Genomic DNA, 18,953 nt, shown 5'->3' with positions numbered 1-18,953 from the left:
GGCTCGGCGCCCTGGCGGCGCCGGGCCTCGGCGTGGTGATCGCGGCGCACGTCAGCTCCCGCCCACGCCGAGCGCGGTGAGCAGCACCAGGACGACGGTCACGACCGCGAACAGCCCATGACCCGCCACGACCGCGACGGGGAAGTGCCGTTCGGCCGGAACCGGCGAGCCGGCCGCCGCCGGGCCGGAGCCGAGCCGGGCGACCCGCGCCCGATGGACGGGGATCCACCGCGCCAGCATGACGAACCCGAGCAGCGCGACCGGCACGAGCAGCCCGAACGCGAGCCAGGCCAGCCCGCCGGCGTCGGCGAACAGGTAGATGATCCAGACGACCAGGCCCGCCGCGGCGAGCAGGAAGTGCCCGGAGAGCACGGGAGCGGGCAGCCGGGACTCACCGGTCCGCTGCTGGGCCACGCCGCCGCGGGCGATCCAGGTGCCGAGCATGTAGAAGCCGCCGACGGCGGTGACGAGCCAGGTGATCAGTGCCGCGATCTCCACGATCTTCCTTCTTTCCAGATGAGCCGTTCGTATGTCCGAGGGCGGGACCTCACCGTGGTGGGGTGGTGGTGAACCCCTCGGCCTGGGTGTCCTCGTCGGCGACCCGGACGCCGTAGCGGAAGGCGAGCTTGCCGCCCAGGTGGCCCGACACCGCGAGCACGGCCAGGCACACCGCCGACAGGACGATCTGCCCCACCGGCACGGGCCCCGGCGGGCCGCCGCCCAGCCGCCAGGCGAACCCGGCCGCGTACCCGGCGGTGACCGCCAGGTTGAGCGCCATGTGCACCAGGCCGGTACGGAAGGCGGGTGTACGGGGCGGGATGGCGAACAGGTCCAGGAACCCGACGGAGGCGGCGGCCAGCGCGCCGAGGCCGCCGAGGGCGATCAGCCAGACCGACCCCTGCGCCAGGAATCCGCCCGGCGACACCACGTGGGAGGCGACGTCGAAGACCAGGCTGGCCACCCATGCCCCGATCGGCACCGTCACCAGGATCGGGTGCGCCGGATGCCCGTACGGGCCCGCCAGCGCCGTCACCGGCCGCTTGGCCCGTCCGGTCAGCTCGTCCATGACCCACCTCCATATTTCACCAACAAGTCTTGGACATATTCGGTGGCGGCGTCAACCTCCCCAGTACAAAGGCATGGCTTCAGATGATTCACAAGTTTTCTAGGCGTTAAGGTGGATGCGTGACGTCCGACTCCACGAGCCTCGCGGCGGTCGCCGCCCTCAGCGACGACCTGCGCCGCAGCATGTACGAGTTCATCCGCCGCGCCGGGCGGCCCGTCACCCGCGACGAGGCGGCCCAGAGCGTCGGGATCTCCCGCAAGCTCGCCGCCTTCCACCTGGACAAACTGGTGGACGCCGGGCTTCTCGCCACCCGTTACGAACAGCCGGGCGGGCTGCGCCGCGTCGGCCGCACCCCCAAGGTGTACGAACCCTCCGACCTCGACGTCCAGGTCAGCATCCCCCAGCGCGAACCCGTCCTGCTCGCCGACATCCTGCTCGACGCCGTGCTGGCCGAGACGCCCGGCGAGAGCGCCGGTCAGGCGGCCCGCCGCCTGGCCCGCGAGCGCGGCCACGACCTCGGCCACACCGAACGCGGCGGGCTGCGCGGCGCCCGGCTCGGCCCCGAGCGCGCGCTGACCTGCGCCCAGCAGGTCCTGGAACGTCACGGTTTCGAGCCCAGCCGCGACACCCCGACCCTGGTCCGGCTGCGCAACTGCCCCTTCCACCCCCTGGCCGCCAAGGCCCCCGAGCTGGTCTGCGGCATCAACCACGCGTTCCTGACCGGCTTCCTCGACGGCCTCGACGCCCCGGCCGTCCAGGCCACCCTGATCCCGCGGCCGGGCCACTGCTGCGTCGAGCTGGGCGTCCCGGGGGGCTCCGGCGACGCGGAGGCGGACGCGGAGGCGGAGGCGGACGCGCCGGCGTGCGCCAGGGACGGTGACGGCCCGCCACCCGCTCCGCCGGCGTCCTGACCGGTTCCGGCAAGGGTTTCCCATGGGCCCGGCCACGGCCCGCCGGGCGCCCTACCGTGGGATCGCCGGAGCGGTGACGTGGCAGGGGAAGGCGTCCGATGATCGCAGCCATCGCCAGGATCCAGAAACTGTCGGCGGCGTTCGGGTACGCCGCCGCGGTGCTCACGCTGACCTGGCTGACCCAGGACGGCCGCCTGGGCGACGGGATGTACGGCGACCTGGCCATGGCCGTCATGGCCTTCCCGCTCTACCTCGCCGCCGGCCCGCTGAACGGCGCGCTCCGCGCCCACGCGCCGGGGCCCTCGTACGTGTGGGACCTCGTCCTCATGGCCTGGCCGGGGATCGTCCTGGCGGTCCTGCTGGCGTCGCTGCGCGGCCGCGCGGCCGGGCGGGCACTCGGGTGGCTCTCGGCGGCGGCCGTCACCCTGGTGGGGGTGGCGACCACCTTCGACGGCTGGGCGCCACGACGGCCGTACGGCTGGCCGTTCCTCGTCTGCGGGCTGATCATGATCGTCGGATTGATGACCGCGCGCCGGCCCGCCCCGGACGGCCGGCACGGGCCGGGCCCTCGGTCGCCCGGCCCGTGACCAGCCGAGATCTACGTGGTGGAGAAGGCCGCGTCGAAGGCGGTGGCGGGCGGCGTGATGGAGTTCAGCCGCCGGATGTACCCCAGCGCCTCCCGGGCGCCGTCCAGCCGGTCCATCCCCGCGTCCTCCCACTCGATCGAGATCGGCCCGTCGTACCCGATCGAGTTGAGCGCCCGGAAGCAGTCCTCCCAGGGCACGTCCCCGCGCCCGGTGGAGACGAAGTCCCACCCCCGGCGCATGTCCGCCCAGGGCAGGTGCGACGACAGCCGCCCCTTGCGCCCGTCGCCGATCCGGACCCGGGTGTCCTTGCAGTCGACGTGGTAGATCCGATCCCTGAAGTCGAGGATGAACGCCACCGGGTCCAGGTCCTGCCACACCATGTGCGACGGGTCCCAGTTCAGCCCGAACGCCGGACGATGCCCGATCGCCTCCAATGTCCGCTGCGTCGTGTAGTAGTCGTAGGCGATCTCGCTCGGGTGGATCTCGTGCGCGAAGCGCACCCCCACCTCGTCGAACACGTCGAGGATCGGGTTCCAGCGGTCGGCGAAGTCCTGGTAGCCGGCCTCCACCATCGACGCCGGCACCGGCGGGAACATGGCCACGGTGTGCCAGATCGACGACCCGGTGAACCCCACCACCGTGTCCACGCCGAGCGCCGCCGCCGCCCGCGCGGTGTCCTTCATGTCCTCGGCCGCGGCCCGCCGCACGGACTCCGGGTCACCCGAGCCCCAGATGCGCGCCGGCAGGATCGCCTTGTGCCGCTCGTCGATCGGGTGGTCGCAGACGGCCTGGCCGACGAGGTGGTTGGAGATCGTCCACACCTTCAGGCCGTGCTTGTCGAGCTGGGCGCGCTTCTGCTCCACGTACGACGGGTCCGCCACCGCCTGCGCCACGTCGAAGTGGTCACCCGAGCAGGCGATCTCCAGGCCGTCGTAGCCCCATTCGGCCGCCAGCCTGCACACCTCCTCGAACGGCAGGTCCGCCCACTGCCCGGTGAACAGCGTTACTGGTCTCATGAGTCCTCCACAGGGGTGTACCGGCTGCCGTCGGCCGCGCTCGCCTCCACCGCCGCCAGCACGCGCTGCACCCGCAGCCCGTCGGCGAACGACGGCGCGGGGTCGGTGCCGGCCGCGACGGCCTCCAGGAAGTCCTTGATCTCGTGGGTGAAGGTGTGCTCGTAGCCCAGCCCGTGCCCCGGCGGCCACCACGCGCCCACGTAGGGATGGTCGGGCTCGGTCACCAGGATCCGCTCGAACCCGCCCGCGCCCTGGCTGAACCACAGCTCGTTCATGGACTCGAAGTCGAACGCCAGGCTGCCGAGCTGCCCGTTGACCTCGATGCGCATCGCGTTCTTGCGCCCGGTCGCGAACCTGGTGGCCTCGAAGGAGGCCAGCGCGCCGCCCGACATCCGGCCGATGAACAGCGCGGCGTCGTCGACCGTGACCGCCCCCCTCTCCTCGGTACGGGACCCCGCCGGCCCCGCCGACTCCCCCGCCAGCGGACGCTCCTTGACGAACGTCTCCGTCAGCCCCGACACGCCCACCACGCGCTGGCCGGTGACGAACTCGGCGGCGTCCACGATGTGCGAGCCGATGTCGCCGAGCGCCCCCGCGCCCGCCTTGTCCTTCTGCAACCGCCACACCAGCGGGAACTCCGGATCCACGATCCAGTCCTGGAGGTACTGGGCGCGTACGTGCCGGATCTCGCCGAGCCTGCCCTCCTCGACGTACCGGCGGGCCAGGGCGACCGCGGGGACCCGCCGGTAGTTGAAGGCCACCATGCTCCTGCCCGGCGCCGCGGCCGCCGCCGCGACCATGGCCTCTGCCTCGGCGACGGTGTTGGCCAGCGGTTTCTCACAGATCACGTGCTTGCCGGCGCGCAGCGCGGCGATGGCGATCTCGGCGTGCGAGTCGCCCGGCGTGCAGATGTCGACGATCTGCACGTCGTCCCGCCGGACGAGCTCTCTCCAGTCCGTCTCGACGTCGGCCCAGCCGAGCCGGGCCGCCGCGGCGGCGGTCTGCTCCTTCGACCGCCCCGCCAGCACCGCCATGCGCGGCGCGAGCGGCAGGTCGAAGAACGCGCCGACGCTCCGCCAGGCCTGGGAGTGGACGCGGCCCATGAACGCGTAGCCGATCATGCCCACGCCGATGGTGGTCTTGTCTGACATGCAACCCCCGATCAGGATTCGAATCCGAGCGCCAGATACTTGTCGACGTTCTCCTTGGTGATCGTCTCCGACGCGAGGGTGATCGACTGGGGAACCTGGTTCTCCACGAGGTCACTCATGCCCTTGCCCTGCGCGATCAACCTGGCCAGCCTGATGGCCGAGGAGGCCATCGTGGGGCTGTAGGTGACGGTGGCCTTGAGCACCGACGTGCCGGCCTGGATCTCCTTCATGGCGTTCAGCGAGCCGGCGCCGCCCACCATGACGAACTCGTCGCGGTTCGCCTCCTTGATGGCGGCCAGCACGCCGACCCCCTGGTCGTCGTCGTGGTTCCACAGAGCGTCGATCTTCTTGTGCGCCTGCAGCAACGAGGTCGCCACCTGGTTGCCGGTCTCGACGGTGAACTTGGCGTCCTGCTTGGCCGTGACACTGAACCCGTACGTCTTCAGCGCGTCGGCGAAGCCCTTGCTGCGGTCCTGGGTCAGCGGCAGCGTGGCGATGCCCTGGATCTCGACGATCACCGGGTTCGCGACGCCCTTGTCCTTGAGCTGCTTGCCGATGTAGTGCCCGGCCGCGACGCCCATGCCGTAGTTGTCGCCGCCGATCCAGGTGCGGTAGGCCAGCTTGTCCGGGAACACCCGGTCGAGGTTGATGACCGGGATGCCCGCCTGTGTCGCCTGCAGCGCGACCTGGTTCAGCTGCTGGCCGTCGTTCGGCAGGATGACCAGGGCGTTCACCTTGGCCGCGATCAGCGACTCGACGGCCGAGATCTGCTGGTTGATGTCGTTGGTCGGCTCGACGGCCTTGAAGTCGACGTCGCCGTACTGCTTGGCCGCGCTCTCGGCGTTCTTGGCGATGGCCGCGATCCAGCCGTGGTCGGCGGCCGGCGCGGAGAAGCCGATCGTCACCTTCTGGCCGGGTTCGTCGTTGCCGCTCGCGGCGGGGGCGGGCGCGGGCGCCGCCGACGAGGGAGCGGCCGCCGGCTCGTTGCTGGTGCAACCCGCAGCTAACAGCACTGCCCCGCCGACGAGGAATCCCCTGCGCGCGACGTTCTCACTCATGATGCTCTCGCTTTCAGGTTCCGCCGCTGGAGAAGGACGGCGACGACGATGATCAGGCCCTTGGCGATCAGCTGGTCGCTGGTGTTGAGCCCGTTGAGGATGAACAGGTTCGTGATGAGGGTGAAGATCAGCAGGCCCAGGATCGAGCCGATGATCGTGCCCCGGCCTCCGGTGAGCAGGGTGCCGCCGATGATGACGGCGGCGATGGCGTCGAGCTCGTACAGGTCGCCGTGGGTGGACGAGCCTGTCGTCGTACGGGCCATGATGAGGATCGCGGCGACGCCGCAGCAGAAGCCGGACAGGGCGTACAGGAGCATCGTGTGCCTGCGTACGTCGATGCCGGCCAGCCTGGCCGCCTCGGGGTTGCCCCCGACCGCGTACGTGCGGCGGCCGAACGTGGTGCGGTTGAGGACGATCCACCCCAGCACCACGACCAGGGCGAACACGTAGACCAGCAGCGGGATGCCGAGCAGCCGCGTGGTGGACAGCTGCACGATGCCCTCGACCTGGATGAGCTGCGTCTTCCTGTCGGACATGCGCTGGGCCAGGCCGCGGGCGGCCACCAGCATGGCCAGGGTGGCGATGAACGGCACCATCCGCCCGTAGGCGATCAACAGCCCGTTGACCACCCCGGCGCCGGTGCCGACGAGGATCGCGCAGACGGCCATCACCACCGGCCCGTACGACTGGGTGGCCAGCGTGGTCGCCCAGACGGAGGCGAGGGCCATGACGGCGCCGACGGACAGGTCGATGCCACCGCCGATGATCACGAACGTGGCCCCGACGGTGATCACGCCGATCGTGGCGGCCAGGGCCAGGATGCTGACCAGGTTGGAGGTGGTGGCGAAGTTGTCGAACCGGGTGACCAGGCCGACGACCACGAGCAGTGCCAGCGCGCCCAGCAGGCCGAGGTGGCGGATCTCGGCGACCCCGTTCAGCAGGGACGGTCTCGGCCGGGCGACGCCGGCGGCGGGTCGTTCGGGCGCCTCAATGGGGTCGCTCATCACGCGGCCCTCCCATCCATGATCATGTCCAGTACGCGGTGCTCGTCCAGGCCGGCCGCCGCGCCCTCGTGGATGACGGCGCCCTCGCGCAGCACGAGCACCCGGTCGGCGAGCCCCAGCACCTCGGGCACCTCGCTGGAGACCAGCAGCACGCCGATGCCCTGGTCGGCCAGGTCGCGGATGACGGCGTACAGCTCGGCGCGGGCGCCGACGTCGACGCCGCGGGTGGGCTCGTCGAGCAGCAGCAGTTTGCGTCCGCCGAGCAGCCAGCGGGCGAGCACGGCCTTCTGCTGGTTGCCGCCCGACAGGGTTCTGATCGGGCGCTCGGGGTCGGGCGGGCGGATGTCGAGGAGCTCGGCCAGGCGGGCGGCCTCGGCCTGCTCTCGTCCGCGGTCGATCCACCCGAACCTGGCGAACTGCGGCAGGGTGCCGAGCGTGATGTTCGCGGTGACGCTCTGGTCGAGCAGCAGGGCCTGGGCCTTGCGTTCCTCTGGGGCCAGGCCCATGCCCTGCCGGACGGCGCCGGTCACGCGGCGGCGCGCCGGGCGGCCGGCGAGCGTGACGCGGCCGGCGGCGGGACGGGCTCCGTAGACGGCCTCCAGGATCTCGGAGCGTCCGCTGCCGACGAGCCCGGCGAGTCCGACGATCTCCCCGGCGCGCACGGAGAAGGAGACGTCGGCGAAGACGCCGGGCGCGGTCAGGTTCTCCACGCGCAGCACCTCCTCGCCGGGCGGCCGGGTCGGGCGGGGCGGGAAGACGTACTCGACGTTGCGGCCGGTCATGAGGGAGACGATGCGGGCGGTGGGCGTGTCGCGGGCGGGCAGGCCGACGGCGACGGTGCGCCCGTCCTTGAGCACGGTGACGCGGTCGCCGATCTCGCGGATCTCCTCCAGCCGGTGGGAGATGTAGACGACGGCCACGCCCTGGGCGGTGAGCTCGCGGATGATGCGGAACAGGTTGGCGACCTCGTCGTGGGCCAGGGCGGCCGACGGCTCGTCCATGATGATCAGGCGGGCGTCGTGGGAGAGGGCGCGGGCCATCGAGACGACCTGTTTGGCGGCCGGTGAGAGCCGTCCGACCTCGGTGGAGGGGCGGATCTCGCCGTGGCCGAGGCGTTCCAGCACCTCGCGGGCGGCCCGGCGGCCGGCCTGGCGGTTGACGAACCCGAAGCGGGCGTGCTCGTGGCCGAGGAAGATGTTCTCGGCGACGCTGAGGCCGTCGACCAGGTCGAGTTCCTGGTAGATGGTGGCGAAGCCGAGCCGGATGGCGTCGTTGGGGCTGGTGGGCCGGACGGGCGCGTCGTTGAAGACGATCGTGCCCTCGTCGGGCTGGTGGACGCCGGCCAGCACCTTGATCAGGGTGGACTTGCCCGCGCCGTTCTGGCCGAGCAGGCAGTGGACCTCGCCCGCCCGTACGTCGAGATCGACCCCGTCGAGCGCGCGCACGCCGGGGAACTGCTTGACGATGCCCTTCATGACCAGCATCGGGGTCCCCTTCAGGCGTTGACGATGCGGTTGATGTTGTCCGGTGACAGGTAGTGCTCGATGGCGAGCAGGCCCGCGCCGAGAGCGGCGGCGTTGATCCCGGTGCGGCTCGGGGTGATGGACAGGTGGTGGGTGGCCAGCGGCAGGGACCGGCGGTAGATGGTCTCCCTGATGCCGGCCAGGAGGTGCTCGTGGACGCGGGACAGCGCGCCGCCGATGACGATGACCTCGGGGTTGAAGAAGTTGACCAGGCCGGCCAGCACCTCGCCGATGAGCCGGCCGGCCTCCCTGACCAGCCGCAGCGCCTGGGTGTTGCCCCCCTGGACGAGCGCGACGACGTCGGCGCCGGTCTCGGCGGCCAGCCCGAGCTCGGCGAGCCGGCGGGCGATGGCCGCGCCGCCGGCCACGGCCTCCAGGCAGGCGCTGTTGCCGCAGCGGCAGCCGGCGTCGTCGTGGCCGCTGACGCGGATGTGCCCGATGTCGCCGGCCGAGCCCTGGGCTCCTCTGTGGAGCTTGCCGTCGGCCACGATGCCGCAGCCGATGCCGGTGCCGACCTTGACGAACAGCAGGTGGCTGGTGCCGGCGAAGGCGTTGCGGTGCTCGCCGAGCGCCATGACGTTGACGTCGTTGTCGACCAGCACCTGGATGCCGTCGAAGTGTTCGGGGACGGGGTAGTCGTTCCAGCCGGGCATGATCGGCGGGTTGTTGGGGCGGCCGGTGGCGAACTCCACCGGGCCGGGCACGCCGATGCCGATGGCGCGCAGCGCGGCGCGGGGTCGTCCGGCCTCGCCGAGCAGCCGGTCGAGCCGCTGGTCGACGTGGGCGAGCACCTTCTCGGGGCCCTCGCCGATCTCCAGCGGGTCCTCGCACTCGGCCAGCAGGCCGCCGGTCAGGTCCATGAGCGCGACCCGGCAGTGGGTGGCGCCGAGGTCGACGCCGGCGAAGGCGTGCTCCTCGGTGTGCAGGCGGAGCTGGCGCGGGGGACGGCCGCCGGTGGACTCGCCGCTCTCGGTCTCCTCGACGAGGCCGCGATCGATGAGCGCGTCGACCCGCTGGGAGATCGTGGATCTGGCCAGTCCGGTGAGGCGCGCGAGATCGGAACGGGTGGTCGCCGATCCGGCGCTGATGAGCGTCAGGACGTCGGCAGCCGAGCCCGGCTGGGGGGTCATGCGGGAACAATAAGATCACTCATGCGGCAAATCAAGAGTCTTGTTCGACCGAACCTCGCGGACTTATGCCGAAGATCGAACAAAGCCTGGCATGAGACGTTCGGCGAGACCCTCCCGAACGCGCGGAAGCCGGCCACCGCCCCGACGGGCGATGACCGGCTTCCGGCAGCCTCCGGCGCTAGAGCATGGCCTTCATCGAGTCGCCGGCCGTCAGCACGTACGGCTGCTCGGCCATCACCGAGGCCCAGTTGTCGGCGATCGCCTCGGGGGTGAGGTCGTCGGCCTTCCAGCCGGGCCCCTCGGCCACGAACACGCGGGCCACCCGCCCGCCGCCGACGGTGAACACCTCTCCGCTCGACTCGCACGAGTCGTGCACGAGGTAGGCGACCAGCGCGCTCACCCGCTCGGGCGTGAACTTCGCCTCGAACTCGGCCGGCAGCAGCGCCTCGGTCATCCTGGTCCAGGCGACGGGGGCGATGGCGTTGGCCTTGATGCCGTTGCGCGCGCCCTCGATGGCCAGCGTCTTGGTCAGCCCCACCAGGCCCATCTTGGCGGTGGAGTAGTTGGCCTGGCCGAAGTTGCCGAACAGGCCGGCCGGGCTGGAGGTGTTGACGATCCGGCCGTGGCCGGCCTCCTTCATCAGCGGGTAGGCGGCCTGGCTGACCAGGTACGACCCGCGTACGTGCACGGCCAGCACGCCGTCGAAGTCCTCGACCGTCATCTTCCCGAACGACCTGTCCCGCAGGATGCCCGCGTTGTTGACGACGATGTCGATCCGGCCGAACGCGTCGACGGCCGTCTGCACGAGCGCCCTCGCACCCTCGGGGGTGGCGACGTTGTCGGTGTTGGCGACGGCCTGGCCGCCGTGCTTGGTGATGAGCTCGACCACCTCGGCGGCGGGGCCGGTGGAGGCGCCGGTGCCGTCGAGCGCGCCGCCGAGGTCGTTGACCACGACCTTGGCGCCCCGCTCGGCGAGCAGGAGCGCGTGCGCCCTGCCGAGGCCGTGCCCGGCGCCCGTGATGATCGCGACCCTGTCATCGAACCGAAGCATCGAACCTCCAGAGCAAGAGAACAACATTCTGGTAGGAGTACGATAACCGACCGGCTCAGGCGCGTCTCCAGAGCTCGGGCTCGCCCTCCTGCCTGCGTACCCTGCCCCGTCCGGCCAGCCATACCAGGTGGGCCAGCGTCTCGTTGTTGGCCGCCCGGCGCATGAACGGCGGGATCGTCTCCCAGGGCCGCGACCAGCTCAGCCGGGTGGCGACGTCCCAGCAGGTCACGCCGTCGTCCTCGCCGACGACCCGTTCGATCTCGGCCAGCCGCTCGTCGTGGTGCGCCAGCACGTGGTCGACGCGTCCGGCCAGCTCCAGGAAGCGGTACTCGTGGCCGGGCAGCACCTCGTCCACCTCCAGATCACGCACGGCGGCCAGCGAGCCCAGGTAGTCGGCCAGCGGGTCGGGGCCCGACTGCGGGTGCACGGCCACGATCGGCGTGATCTTCGCCAGCACGTGGTCGCCGGACAGCAGCAGCCTGCGTTCCGGCGAGACGAAGCACAGGTGGCCGGGCGTGTGGCCGGGGGTCCAGACGGCCCGCAGGTCCCAGTCGGGCAGGTCGAGCTTCTCGCCGTCCTCGATCAGCCGGTCGGGACGGGCCATCGTGACCATGTGCCTGATCATCATCGAGGCCCCGGCCAGCTCGTCCAGGCTCAGATCGGGCACGCCGGAGCGCCGGAGCAGGGCCCGCTCCCGCTGGACGAGCGAGTCGATGGCGTCCTCGTCGTACCGTTCGCGCACGAGGTTCGCGTCGGCCGGGTGCAGCCCGATCCAGGCGCCCGACGCCTCGCGGACGCGTCCGGCCAGGCCGTAGTGGTCGGGGTGCAGGTGGGTGACCAGGACGGCCCTGACGTCGGCGATCCCGTAGCCGGCCACGGCCAGCCCGGCGGCGAGGGCGTCGTAGGCCTCGTCGGTGTTCCACCCGGCGTCCACGACGGCCACGCCGTCGGGCAGTTCGAGGGCGTAGACCAGCACGTACCGCAGCGGGTTGACCGGGATGGGCACCGGGATCGACCACAACCCCGGCCGGACCCGCTCGACCTCCGGAACCGCCCCGCTCATCCACGCCTCACGCTGCGCCACGCTGGAAGGAGTCACCACGAACTTAGCCATGGCCCCGAATATAGTTCTGGTCCCGAATCATGTTCTACTAGGGGTCATGAAGCTGAGCCGCGAGATCTCAGACGATGGCCGCTTCGTCCGGCAGCCGAACCGCTTCACCGAACGGCTCGGGCCGCCCGAGCCCGGCCGCTACCGGCTCTACGCCTCCTACGCCTGCCCGTGGGCACAGCGCGTGCTGATCGTCCGCGCCCTGCTCCGCCTGGAGGACCTGCTGGACGTCACGATCGTCGACCCCATCCGCGACGAGAAGGGCTGGCGGATCCCCGACGGCGACCCGCCGTACCTGTCGGAGCTCTACCACGCGACCGAACCGGGCTACACGGGCCGCTACACCGTGCCGTGCATCTGGGACATCCAGGACGAACGCCTCGTCACCAACGACTTCCCGCAGATCACCCTCGATCTGGAGACGTCGTGGGGCAGCGCGCCCGACCTGTACCCCGAACGCCTGCGCCCGGACATCGACATCATGAACGACCGCCTCTACCACGGCCTCAACAACGCGGTCTACGAGGCCGGCTTCGCCCGCGGGCAGCAGGCGTACGAGGATGCGGTCACCCGCGTGTTCACCACGCTCGACCTGCTGGAGGTGCGCCTGGCGGAGTCGGAGTTCCTCTTCGGCACGCTCACCGACAGCGATGTGCGGCTGTTCACCACGCTGGTCAGGTTCGACACGGTCTACCACGGCCACTTCAAGTGCTCGATCAGGCGGCTGACGGACTATCCGGCGTTGTGGGCGTACACCCGCAGGCTCTACGCGATCCCCGCCTTCCGCGACACCACGGACTTCGACCACATCAGACGCCACTACTACATGACCCAGACGAACGTCAACCCGAGCAGGATCGTTCCGGTAGGGCCGGAACTCGACTGGAGCCTGTGACCCCCGGCCTCGGCATCGCGACGAACAGCAGCGCCGAGGCCAGCACCACCCCGGAGGCCACCCACCAGGCGGCGGACGCGCCGGTCTGCGCGGCCATGACGCCGAGCGTGGAGTTGGCCAGCACCCCGCCGGCCTGGAGCGAGAGCGAGGACGTCGAGGTCACCGTGGTGCGCTCGGCGGCGGAGACCGCGTTGTGCTGCATCTCCAGGCAGAGCAGCCCGGTCACCGACAGCCCGGCGAACAGGACGAGGTAGGCCAGCCCGGCCGCCGCCAGGCCGGGCACGCCGTCCAGCCCGGCGGTGGCGGCCAGCGAGCCGACCGACAGCGCGCAGAGCACCGCGCCCACCATGGCCCCCCTGGCCGAGCTCCCGGCCAGGCGCGCCACGCGAGGGGCGAGCACGCTGCCGGTGGCGCTGGCGGCATAGCCCAGGGCCGCCACGACGGCGTAGGCCGCGCTGCCGCGCTCGGCCGTGCCGGCCAGCTCGGCCAGGCGGCCGGGGGTCAGCAGCTCGATCGTCATCAGCAGCACGCCGGACGCGGCCGCGGCGGCCATCAGGCGGCGCAGCACCGCGCCCCCGGCCGCCAGCCGGATCCCGGCGACCACCGTGGCGGGCACCTCACGCAGCACGCCCCCCAGCGACCGCCGCGCGTGCGCCGGCTCGGGCAGCGCGAACATCACCACGACCAGCAGCACGACGGCCGCGCCCGCCCCCAGCAGCGGCGGCACGGCGAGCGGCGTCATCAGCTCCGGCGGCACCAGCATCGGGACCGCGCCGCCCAGCAGCACGCCGACGCCCAGCGCCACCGACTCCATCGCGCCGCCGCGCGCGAGGCCGGGCTTGAGGTCGGCACCCTCGCCCTCGATGCCGTGCAGCGTGTCGACGTACCAGGAGGTCGCCGGGCCGCTGGACAGGGCCCTGGCCACCCCCTTGAGCACGCCGCTGACCAGGAACATCCAGAACACGGTGGAGACGCTCATCAGCGCCAGGCCCGCCGCGGTGAACACCGCCGAGCAGGCCAGCACCGCGCGCCGCCCGACGACGTCGGCCAGGCCGCCGGTGGGCAGCTCCAGGCTCGCGGTGACCACCGAGAAGACGGTCACCGACAGGCCGACCTGGGCCAGGCTCAGGCCCCTCTCGGTCATCAGCAGCACCATGCAGGCGACCATGAGCCCCAGTGGCAGCCAGGTCAGGAAGCTGACGAGCATGTAGCGCCGCAGGGCGGAACGAGCGGTCATCGGTCCTGCTCCTCTTCGTTGTCACCGGCCTGGGGAAAACCCTCGCGGGGGAAGCCGCCCCGCCAGATGTGCACCTGCCGGACGTCGGGGTCACCGGCGTAGCGGGCGGCCAGCTCGCGGAGCAGCTCCTCGACCCGCTCGTCGAACTCCAGCAGCCCGGCCGGCGGCAGCTCCACGAAGTCGTCGCTCATCCCCGCCGCCCGCACCCACTCGGGGGACCATCGGCGCTCGTCGTGCTCCTGGGCGACGCGGGCGAGTGCCTCGACCTGGCGCATCCGCATGATCCGGACCGCCTCGCGGCCCTCCTCGGTGCCGGACAGCTCGCCGCTGTCCCAGGAGGTGTAGCGGTGGCGGGCCCGCCAGCGGCGCTCGCGGCCGTCGCGCCGATCGGGGTCCTCCTCGATGAAGCCGTACTTGAACAGCTCGCGCAGGTGGTAGCTGGTCGAGCCGGAGCTCTCGCCGACCTTGCGGCCCAGCTCGCTGGCGGTGGCCGGGCCGTCGCTGCGCAGCAGCCCGAGCAGCCGCACCCGCAAGGGGTGGGCGACCACTTTGAGCACCTGCGGGTCACTGATCGTGTACTGCTCCTCCATGGGGACGAGCATAGACCGCAAAGCCTTTTTTGCAAAGGCTATTTTGCGATCTCTGCGGCCCGCCGGCCCGGCCTCCTAAACTGGGCGGATGCTTGACGACATCCGCGTGGACGACGCCGTCCTCGCCCTGCGCCCCGACTTCGCCGTGCTGGTGATGCTGGCCCACGGCCTGCGGAACGGCCCCACCGACGACCGCACCCGCGCCTGGCTGGCCGAGGCGTCGGCGTCCGAGGTGCAGGCCGACAAGATCGACGCCTGGAAGGAGGCCTACCGCTCCTTCGGCGCCAAGCCGCAGCGCACCAGGCCCTCGGTCGACGCCCTGACCCGGCGCATGCCGCTGCCGGAGATCAACCGGGTGGTCGACGCGTACAACACGATCAGCGTCAAGCACGCGCTGCCCATCGGCGGCGAGGACCTCGACCATTACCAGGGCCCGGCCCGGCTGGTGCGGGCGACCGGCGACGAGCACTCGGAGGAGGCGCTCGGGCAGCCCGAGCCCGGCGAGGTGATCTGGCGCGACGACGCCGGCGTGACCTGCCGCCGGTGGAACTGGCGTCAGGTGGCGCGCACCCGGCTCACCGAGGAGACGACCAACGCGATCTTCCTCCTCGAGCGCCTGGAGCCGATGTCGATGGAGGAGCTCCAGCAGGCCGGGAAGGAGCTCGCGGGCCTGCTGTCGGAGCTGTCACCCGGAGTGCGGATCACCAGCAGAATCGTGCCCGGAGGGAAATAAACCTGCCGGCCATACGTTGATACCAAACAGTAACAATGGCGGCTCTCCCTGGATTGACTAGGCGGGCGTGACCTCTTCGGCGTGTCCTGAGAGGATCGTTCGAGGCGGCGCGTGCTCTTCGGCGCGCGCTGCCGGTCCGGGCGAGTAGCCTTGGACAGGTTCTCTAACATCAACGCCGATCTGCGGAAGAGGGCGATTTCCGCCGTGTCGTCTGAGTCGTCGCGGACAAACCCGCTGGCAAGCTTTGGTCAGAACGAGTGGCTTGTCGACGAGCTGTACCAGAAGTACCTTCAAGATCCAGAGTCTGTCGACAAGGCCTGGTGGAACTTCTTCGCTGACTACAACCCTGATTACGGACCGGGCCGGACCCCGGTCAGGGAGGCGGCGAACGGCACTGCGACCGCGCCCGCACCTCCCAAGGCGCCCCCGAAGGCGCCTCCGGCAGCCGAGAAGCCGAAGCAGCCGGCCACCCCGGTGCCCAAGGGCGCCGAGGAGGTGAAGCTGCGCGGCGCCGCCGCGCGCACGGCCGCCAACATGGACCTGTCACTGACGGTCCCGACGGCGACCAGCGTCCGGGCCATCCCGGCCAAGCTGCTCATCGACAACCGCATCGTGATCAACAATCACCTCAAGCGGGGGCGTGGCGGCAAGATCTCCTTCACCCACCTGATCGGCTTCGCGATCGTCAAGGCGCTGAAGGCCATGCCGGAGATGAACCACTCCTACACGGAGGTCGACGGCAAGCCCACGCTGGTCAAGCCCGAGCACGTCGGGTTCGGCCTGGCGATCGACGTCCAGAAGAGCAACGGTGAGCGCCAGCTCCTCGTGCCCTCGATCAAGGGCGCCGAGGAGATGGACTTCCGCCAGTTCTGGGTGGCCTACGAAGAGGTCGTCCGCAAGGCCCGCGCGGGCAAGCTGGGCGTCGACGACTTCTCCGGCACCACGATCTCGCTGACCAACCCCGGCACGATCGGCACCGTCCACTCCGTTCCGCGTCTGATGCCCGGCCAGGGCACGATCATCGGCGTCGGCGCGATGGAATACCCGGCCGAGTACCAGGGCGCCTCGCCCGACACGCTGTCGCGCCTGGCCGTCTCCAAGGTCATGACACTGACCAGCACCTACGACCACCGGATCATCCAGGGCGCCCAGTCGGGCGACTTCCTGCGCCAGATCCACCGGCTGCTGCTCGGCGAGGACGGCTTCTACGACGAGATCTTCGAGGCCCTGCGCATCCCGTACGAGCCGGTGCGCTGGGTCCAGGACATCTCGGCCTCGCACGACGACGACGTGGCCAAGTCGGCCCGGGTCATCGAGCTGATCCACGCCTACCGCGTGCGCGGCCACCTGATGGCCGAGACCGACCCGCTGGAGTACAAGCAGCGCAAGCACCCCGACCTCGACATCCAGTCCCACGGGCTGACCCTGTGGGACCTCGAGCGCGAGTTCGCCACGGGCGGTTTCGGCGGGCGTCCGCTGATGAAGCTCCGCGAGATCCTGGGCGTGCTGCGCGACTCCTACTGCCGCACGGTCGGCATCGAGTACATGCACATCCAGAACCCCGAGGAGCGGGCCTGGATCCAGGCGCGGGTGGAGAAGCCGCACGCCTCGCCCGAGCGCGACGAGCAGCTCAACATCCTGTCCCGGCTCAACACCGCCGAGGCGTTCGAGACGTTCCTGCAGACGAAGTTCGTCGGCCAGAAGCGCTTCTCGCTGGAGGGCGGCGAGTCGCTGATCCCGCTGCTCGACTCGGTGATCAGCGACGCCGCCGACGAGGGCCTCGACGAGGTCGTCATCGGCATGGCCCACCGCGGCCGGCTCAACGTGCTGGCCAACATCGTGGGCAAGTCCTACGCGCAGATCTTCGGCGAGTTCGAGGGCAACATCGACCCGCGCACCGCCCACGGCTCCGGCGACGTCAAGTACCACCTGGGCGCCAGCGGCGAGTTCACCGCCCCGAGCGGCAAGATGATCACGGCGTCCGTGGTGGCCAACCCCTCCCACCTGGAGGCGGTCGACCCGGTGCTGGAGGGCGTCGTCCGCGCCAAGCAGGACCTGCTGGAGCGCGGCGAGGAGGGCTTCACCGTCCTTCCCGTCCTCGTCCACGGCGACGCGGCCTTCGCCGGCCAGGGCGTGGTGGCCGAGACGCTCAACCTGTCGCAGCTGCGCGGCTACCGCACCGGCGGCACCGTGCACGTGGTGGTCAACAACCAGGTGGGCTTCACCACCTCGCCGGCCTCCTCCCGCTCGTCGGTCTACGCGACCGACGTCGCGCGGATGATCCAGGCGCCGATCTTCCACGTCAACGGCGACGACCCCGAGGCCGTGGTGCGCGTGGGCCAGCTGGCCTACGAATACCGCCAGGCGTTCCGCAAGGACGTCGTCATCGACCTCATCTGCTACCGCCGCCGCGGCCACAACGAGGGCGACAACCCCGCCTTCACCCAGCCGCTGATGTACGACCTGATCGACGCCAAGCGCTCCACCCGCAAGCTCTACACCGAGGCGCTGATCGGCCGGGGCGACATCACGGTCGAGGAGGCCGAGTCGGCGCTGCGCGACTACCAGGCCAAGCTGGAGCAGGCGTTCACCGAGACGCGCGAGGCGGCCAAGAAGCCCAAGGAGGCGGCCGCCATGCGGGTGCCCCCGGCCGAGGTCGTCAAGTGGTCCCACGCCGACACGCCGACGGCGATCAGCGACGAGACGCTCAAGCGCATCGTCGACACCCAGCTCAACCTGCCCGAGGGCTTCACGCCGCACCCGCGCCTGGCGCCGGTGCTGCAGCGCCGCGGTCAGATGGTCGAGACCGACTCGATCGACTGGGCGATGGGCGAGACGCTGGCGTTCGGCTCGCTGCTGATCGACGGCCACCCGGTGCGCCTGGTCGGCCAGGACTCCCGGCGTGGCACGTTCACCCAGCGGCACGCGGTGCTGGTCGACCGGATGACCGGCGCCGACCACACGCCGCTGAAGCAGTTCAACGAGGGCACCACGAAGTTCTACGTCTACGACTCGCTGCTCAGCGAGTTCGCGGCGCTCGGCTTCGAGTACGGCTACAGCGTCGTGCGTCCCGATGCCCTGGTGGCCTGGGAGGCGCAGTTCGGCGACTTCGTCAACGGCGCCCAGACGATCATCGACGAGTTCATCTCGTCCGGTGAGCAGAAGTGGGGCCAGCGGTCGTCGGTCGTGCTGCTGCTGCCGCACGGCTTCGAGGGCCAGGGCCCCGACCACTCCTCGGCCAGGATCGAACGGTTCCTGCAGGTCTGCGCGCTCGACAACATGACGGTCGCGCAGCCGTCCACGCCGGCCAACTACTTCCACCTGCTGCGCTGGCAGGTGGAGTCCAACCGGCACAAGCCGATGGTGGTCTTCACGCCCAAGTCGCTGCTGCGGCACAAGGCGGCCACGTCGAAGGCGTCCGACTTCACCACCGGCACCTTCCAGCCGGTCATCGGCGACACCACGGTCGATCCGGCCAAGGTCACCCGGGTCGTCCTGGTCTCGGGCAAGCTCTACTACGACCTGGCCGCGCAGCGCGACAAGACGGGCCGCGACGACGTCGCCATCGTCCGTCTCGAGCGGCTCTACCCGTTCCCCACCGAGGAGCTCACCGCCGAGCTGGCCCGCTACGGGCAGCAGGCCGAGCTGGTGTGGGCCCAGGACGAGCCGGTGAACATGGGCCCGTGGCCCTACCTGACGCTGAAGCTGGCCGAAGACCCGCAGACGCTCGGCGGCCGGTCGCTGCGCCGCGTCTCGCGGACCCCGAACAGCTCGCCCGCGACGGGTTCGCACAACTCGCACGACACCGAGCTGGAGGAGATCCTCCACCAGCTCTTCGGCTGAGCAGGCCGCCAGTGAGCCCCCGGCCGTCCGGCCGGGGGCTTCTGTGT

17 protein-coding genes are annotated in these 18,953 nt (G+C 71.0%); 5 read left to right on the top strand and 12 right to left on the bottom strand.

The features are described from left to right. Positions 1-51 precede the first annotated feature (51 nt). Positions 52-498 carry a hypothetical protein gene (locus ABZ444_RS28020; RefSeq protein WP_358002885.1) on the bottom strand — a complete coding sequence of 149 codons (447 nt, stop codon included), beginning with the start codon at positions 496-498 and terminating at the stop codon, positions 52-54. 49 nt (positions 499-547) lie between these two features. Then, the gene (locus ABZ444_RS28015) at positions 548-1,066 is read right to left on the bottom strand and encodes a DUF2231 domain-containing protein (protein ID WP_358002882.1); all 519 of its coding nucleotides are present in this window, start codon (positions 1,064-1,066) and stop codon (positions 548-550) included. A gap of 119 nt (positions 1,067-1,185) precedes the next feature. On the opposite strand from ABZ444_RS28015, the gene ABZ444_RS28010 reads away from it, so the two are divergent. Together ABZ444_RS28010 and ABZ444_RS28005 are read left to right on the top strand one after the other, a co-directional pair. Next, positions 1,186-1,977 (top strand): helix-turn-helix domain-containing protein, encoded by a 792-nt coding sequence (locus ABZ444_RS28010; RefSeq protein ID WP_358002879.1) that lies wholly within the window; start codon positions 1,186-1,188, stop codon positions 1,975-1,977. A gap of 98 nt (positions 1,978-2,075) precedes the next feature. After that, positions 2,076-2,564 (top strand): hypothetical protein, encoded by a 489-nt coding sequence (locus ABZ444_RS28005; protein WP_358002876.1) that lies wholly within the window; start codon positions 2,076-2,078, stop codon positions 2,562-2,564. A gap of 11 nt (positions 2,565-2,575) precedes the next feature. On the opposite strand, the gene ABZ444_RS28000 is transcribed toward ABZ444_RS28005, so the two are convergent. From ABZ444_RS28000 to ABZ444_RS27965, 8 genes are all read right to left on the bottom strand, one after another. Then, positions 2,576-3,580 carry a sugar phosphate isomerase/epimerase family protein gene (locus tag ABZ444_RS28000; protein WP_358002873.1) on the bottom strand — a complete coding sequence of 335 codons (1,005 nt, stop codon included), beginning with the start codon at positions 3,578-3,580 and terminating at the stop codon, positions 2,576-2,578. Continuing rightward, positions 3,577-4,731: a Gfo/Idh/MocA family oxidoreductase gene (locus ABZ444_RS27995; RefSeq protein WP_358002870.1), complete on the bottom strand. Its 1,155-nt coding sequence runs from the start codon at positions 4,729-4,731 to the stop codon at positions 3,577-3,579. The genes ABZ444_RS28000 and ABZ444_RS27995 overlap by 4 nt, the downstream gene beginning before the upstream one ends. An 11-nt stretch (positions 4,732-4,742) precedes the next feature. After that, complete coding sequence (locus tag ABZ444_RS27990; protein ID WP_357984925.1) at positions 4,743-5,789, bottom strand: ABC transporter substrate-binding protein; 1,047 nt, start codon at positions 5,787-5,789, stop codon at positions 4,743-4,745. Then, positions 5,786-6,793, bottom strand: coding sequence for an ABC transporter permease (locus tag ABZ444_RS27985; protein ID WP_358002867.1), 1,008 nt, complete (start codon positions 6,791-6,793; stop codon positions 5,786-5,788). The genes ABZ444_RS27990 and ABZ444_RS27985 overlap by 4 nt, the downstream gene beginning before the upstream one ends. Continuing rightward, on the bottom strand, positions 6,793-8,277 hold the full coding sequence (locus ABZ444_RS27980) for a sugar ABC transporter ATP-binding protein (protein WP_358002864.1): 1,485 nt from the start codon (positions 8,275-8,277) through the stop codon (positions 6,793-6,795). Before ABZ444_RS27980 ends, ABZ444_RS27985 begins: the two co-directional genes overlap by 1 nt. A gap of 11 nt (positions 8,278-8,288) precedes the next feature. Further along, positions 8,289-9,446 (bottom strand): ROK family transcriptional regulator, encoded by a 1,158-nt coding sequence (locus ABZ444_RS27975; RefSeq protein WP_358002861.1) that lies wholly within the window; start codon positions 9,444-9,446, stop codon positions 8,289-8,291. A gap of 178 nt (positions 9,447-9,624) precedes the next feature. Then, positions 9,625-10,497, bottom strand: coding sequence for an SDR family oxidoreductase (locus ABZ444_RS27970; protein ID WP_358002858.1), 873 nt, complete (start codon positions 10,495-10,497; stop codon positions 9,625-9,627). A gap of 55 nt (positions 10,498-10,552) precedes the next feature. After that, entirely contained in the window at positions 10,553-11,611 is a 1,059-nt protein-coding gene (locus tag ABZ444_RS27965; protein ID WP_358002855.1) for an MBL fold metallo-hydrolase, read from the bottom strand. A gap of 46 nt (positions 11,612-11,657) precedes the next feature. On the opposite strand from ABZ444_RS27965, the gene ABZ444_RS27960 reads away from it, so the two are divergent. Continuing rightward, positions 11,658-12,503 carry a glutathione S-transferase C-terminal domain-containing protein gene (locus tag ABZ444_RS27960; protein WP_358002852.1) on the top strand — a complete coding sequence of 282 codons (846 nt, stop codon included), beginning with the start codon at positions 11,658-11,660 and terminating at the stop codon, positions 12,501-12,503. Here ABZ444_RS27960 and ABZ444_RS27955 read toward each other — a convergent pair. Together ABZ444_RS27955 and ABZ444_RS27950 are read right to left on the bottom strand one after the other, a co-directional pair. Beyond that, positions 12,451-13,740 (bottom strand): MFS transporter, encoded by a 1,290-nt coding sequence (locus ABZ444_RS27955; RefSeq protein ID WP_358002849.1) that lies wholly within the window; start codon positions 13,738-13,740, stop codon positions 12,451-12,453. The two genes, ABZ444_RS27960 and ABZ444_RS27955, sit on opposite strands and share 53 nt — an antisense overlap. Continuing rightward, positions 13,737-14,330, bottom strand: coding sequence for a helix-turn-helix domain-containing protein (locus tag ABZ444_RS27950; protein WP_358002846.1), 594 nt, complete (start codon positions 14,328-14,330; stop codon positions 13,737-13,739). Before ABZ444_RS27950 ends, ABZ444_RS27955 begins: the two co-directional genes overlap by 4 nt. A gap of 88 nt (positions 14,331-14,418) precedes the next feature. On the opposite strand from ABZ444_RS27950, the gene ABZ444_RS27945 reads away from it, so the two are divergent. Continuing rightward, positions 14,419-15,063, top strand: coding sequence for a phenylalanine--tRNA ligase beta subunit-related protein (locus tag ABZ444_RS27945; RefSeq protein ID WP_358002843.1), 645 nt, complete (start codon positions 14,419-14,421; stop codon positions 15,061-15,063). A 204-nt stretch (positions 15,064-15,267) separates the two neighbouring features. Further along, positions 15,268-18,906 (top strand): multifunctional oxoglutarate decarboxylase/oxoglutarate dehydrogenase thiamine pyrophosphate-binding subunit/dihydrolipoyllysine-residue succinyltransferase subunit, encoded by a 3,639-nt coding sequence (locus ABZ444_RS27940; RefSeq protein ID WP_358002840.1) that lies wholly within the window; start codon positions 15,268-15,270, stop codon positions 18,904-18,906. Positions 18,907-18,953 lie beyond the last annotated feature (47 nt).

The sequence above is a fragment of the Nonomuraea sp. NPDC005730 genome, assembly GCF_040630865.1.
In the GTDB taxonomy this organism is placed as follows: Bacteria; Actinomycetota; Actinomycetes; order Streptosporangiales; family Streptosporangiaceae; genus Nonomuraea.
Note: the sequence above shows the minus strand (reverse complement) of the source record. Positions and strands in the feature narration are given on the sequence as shown.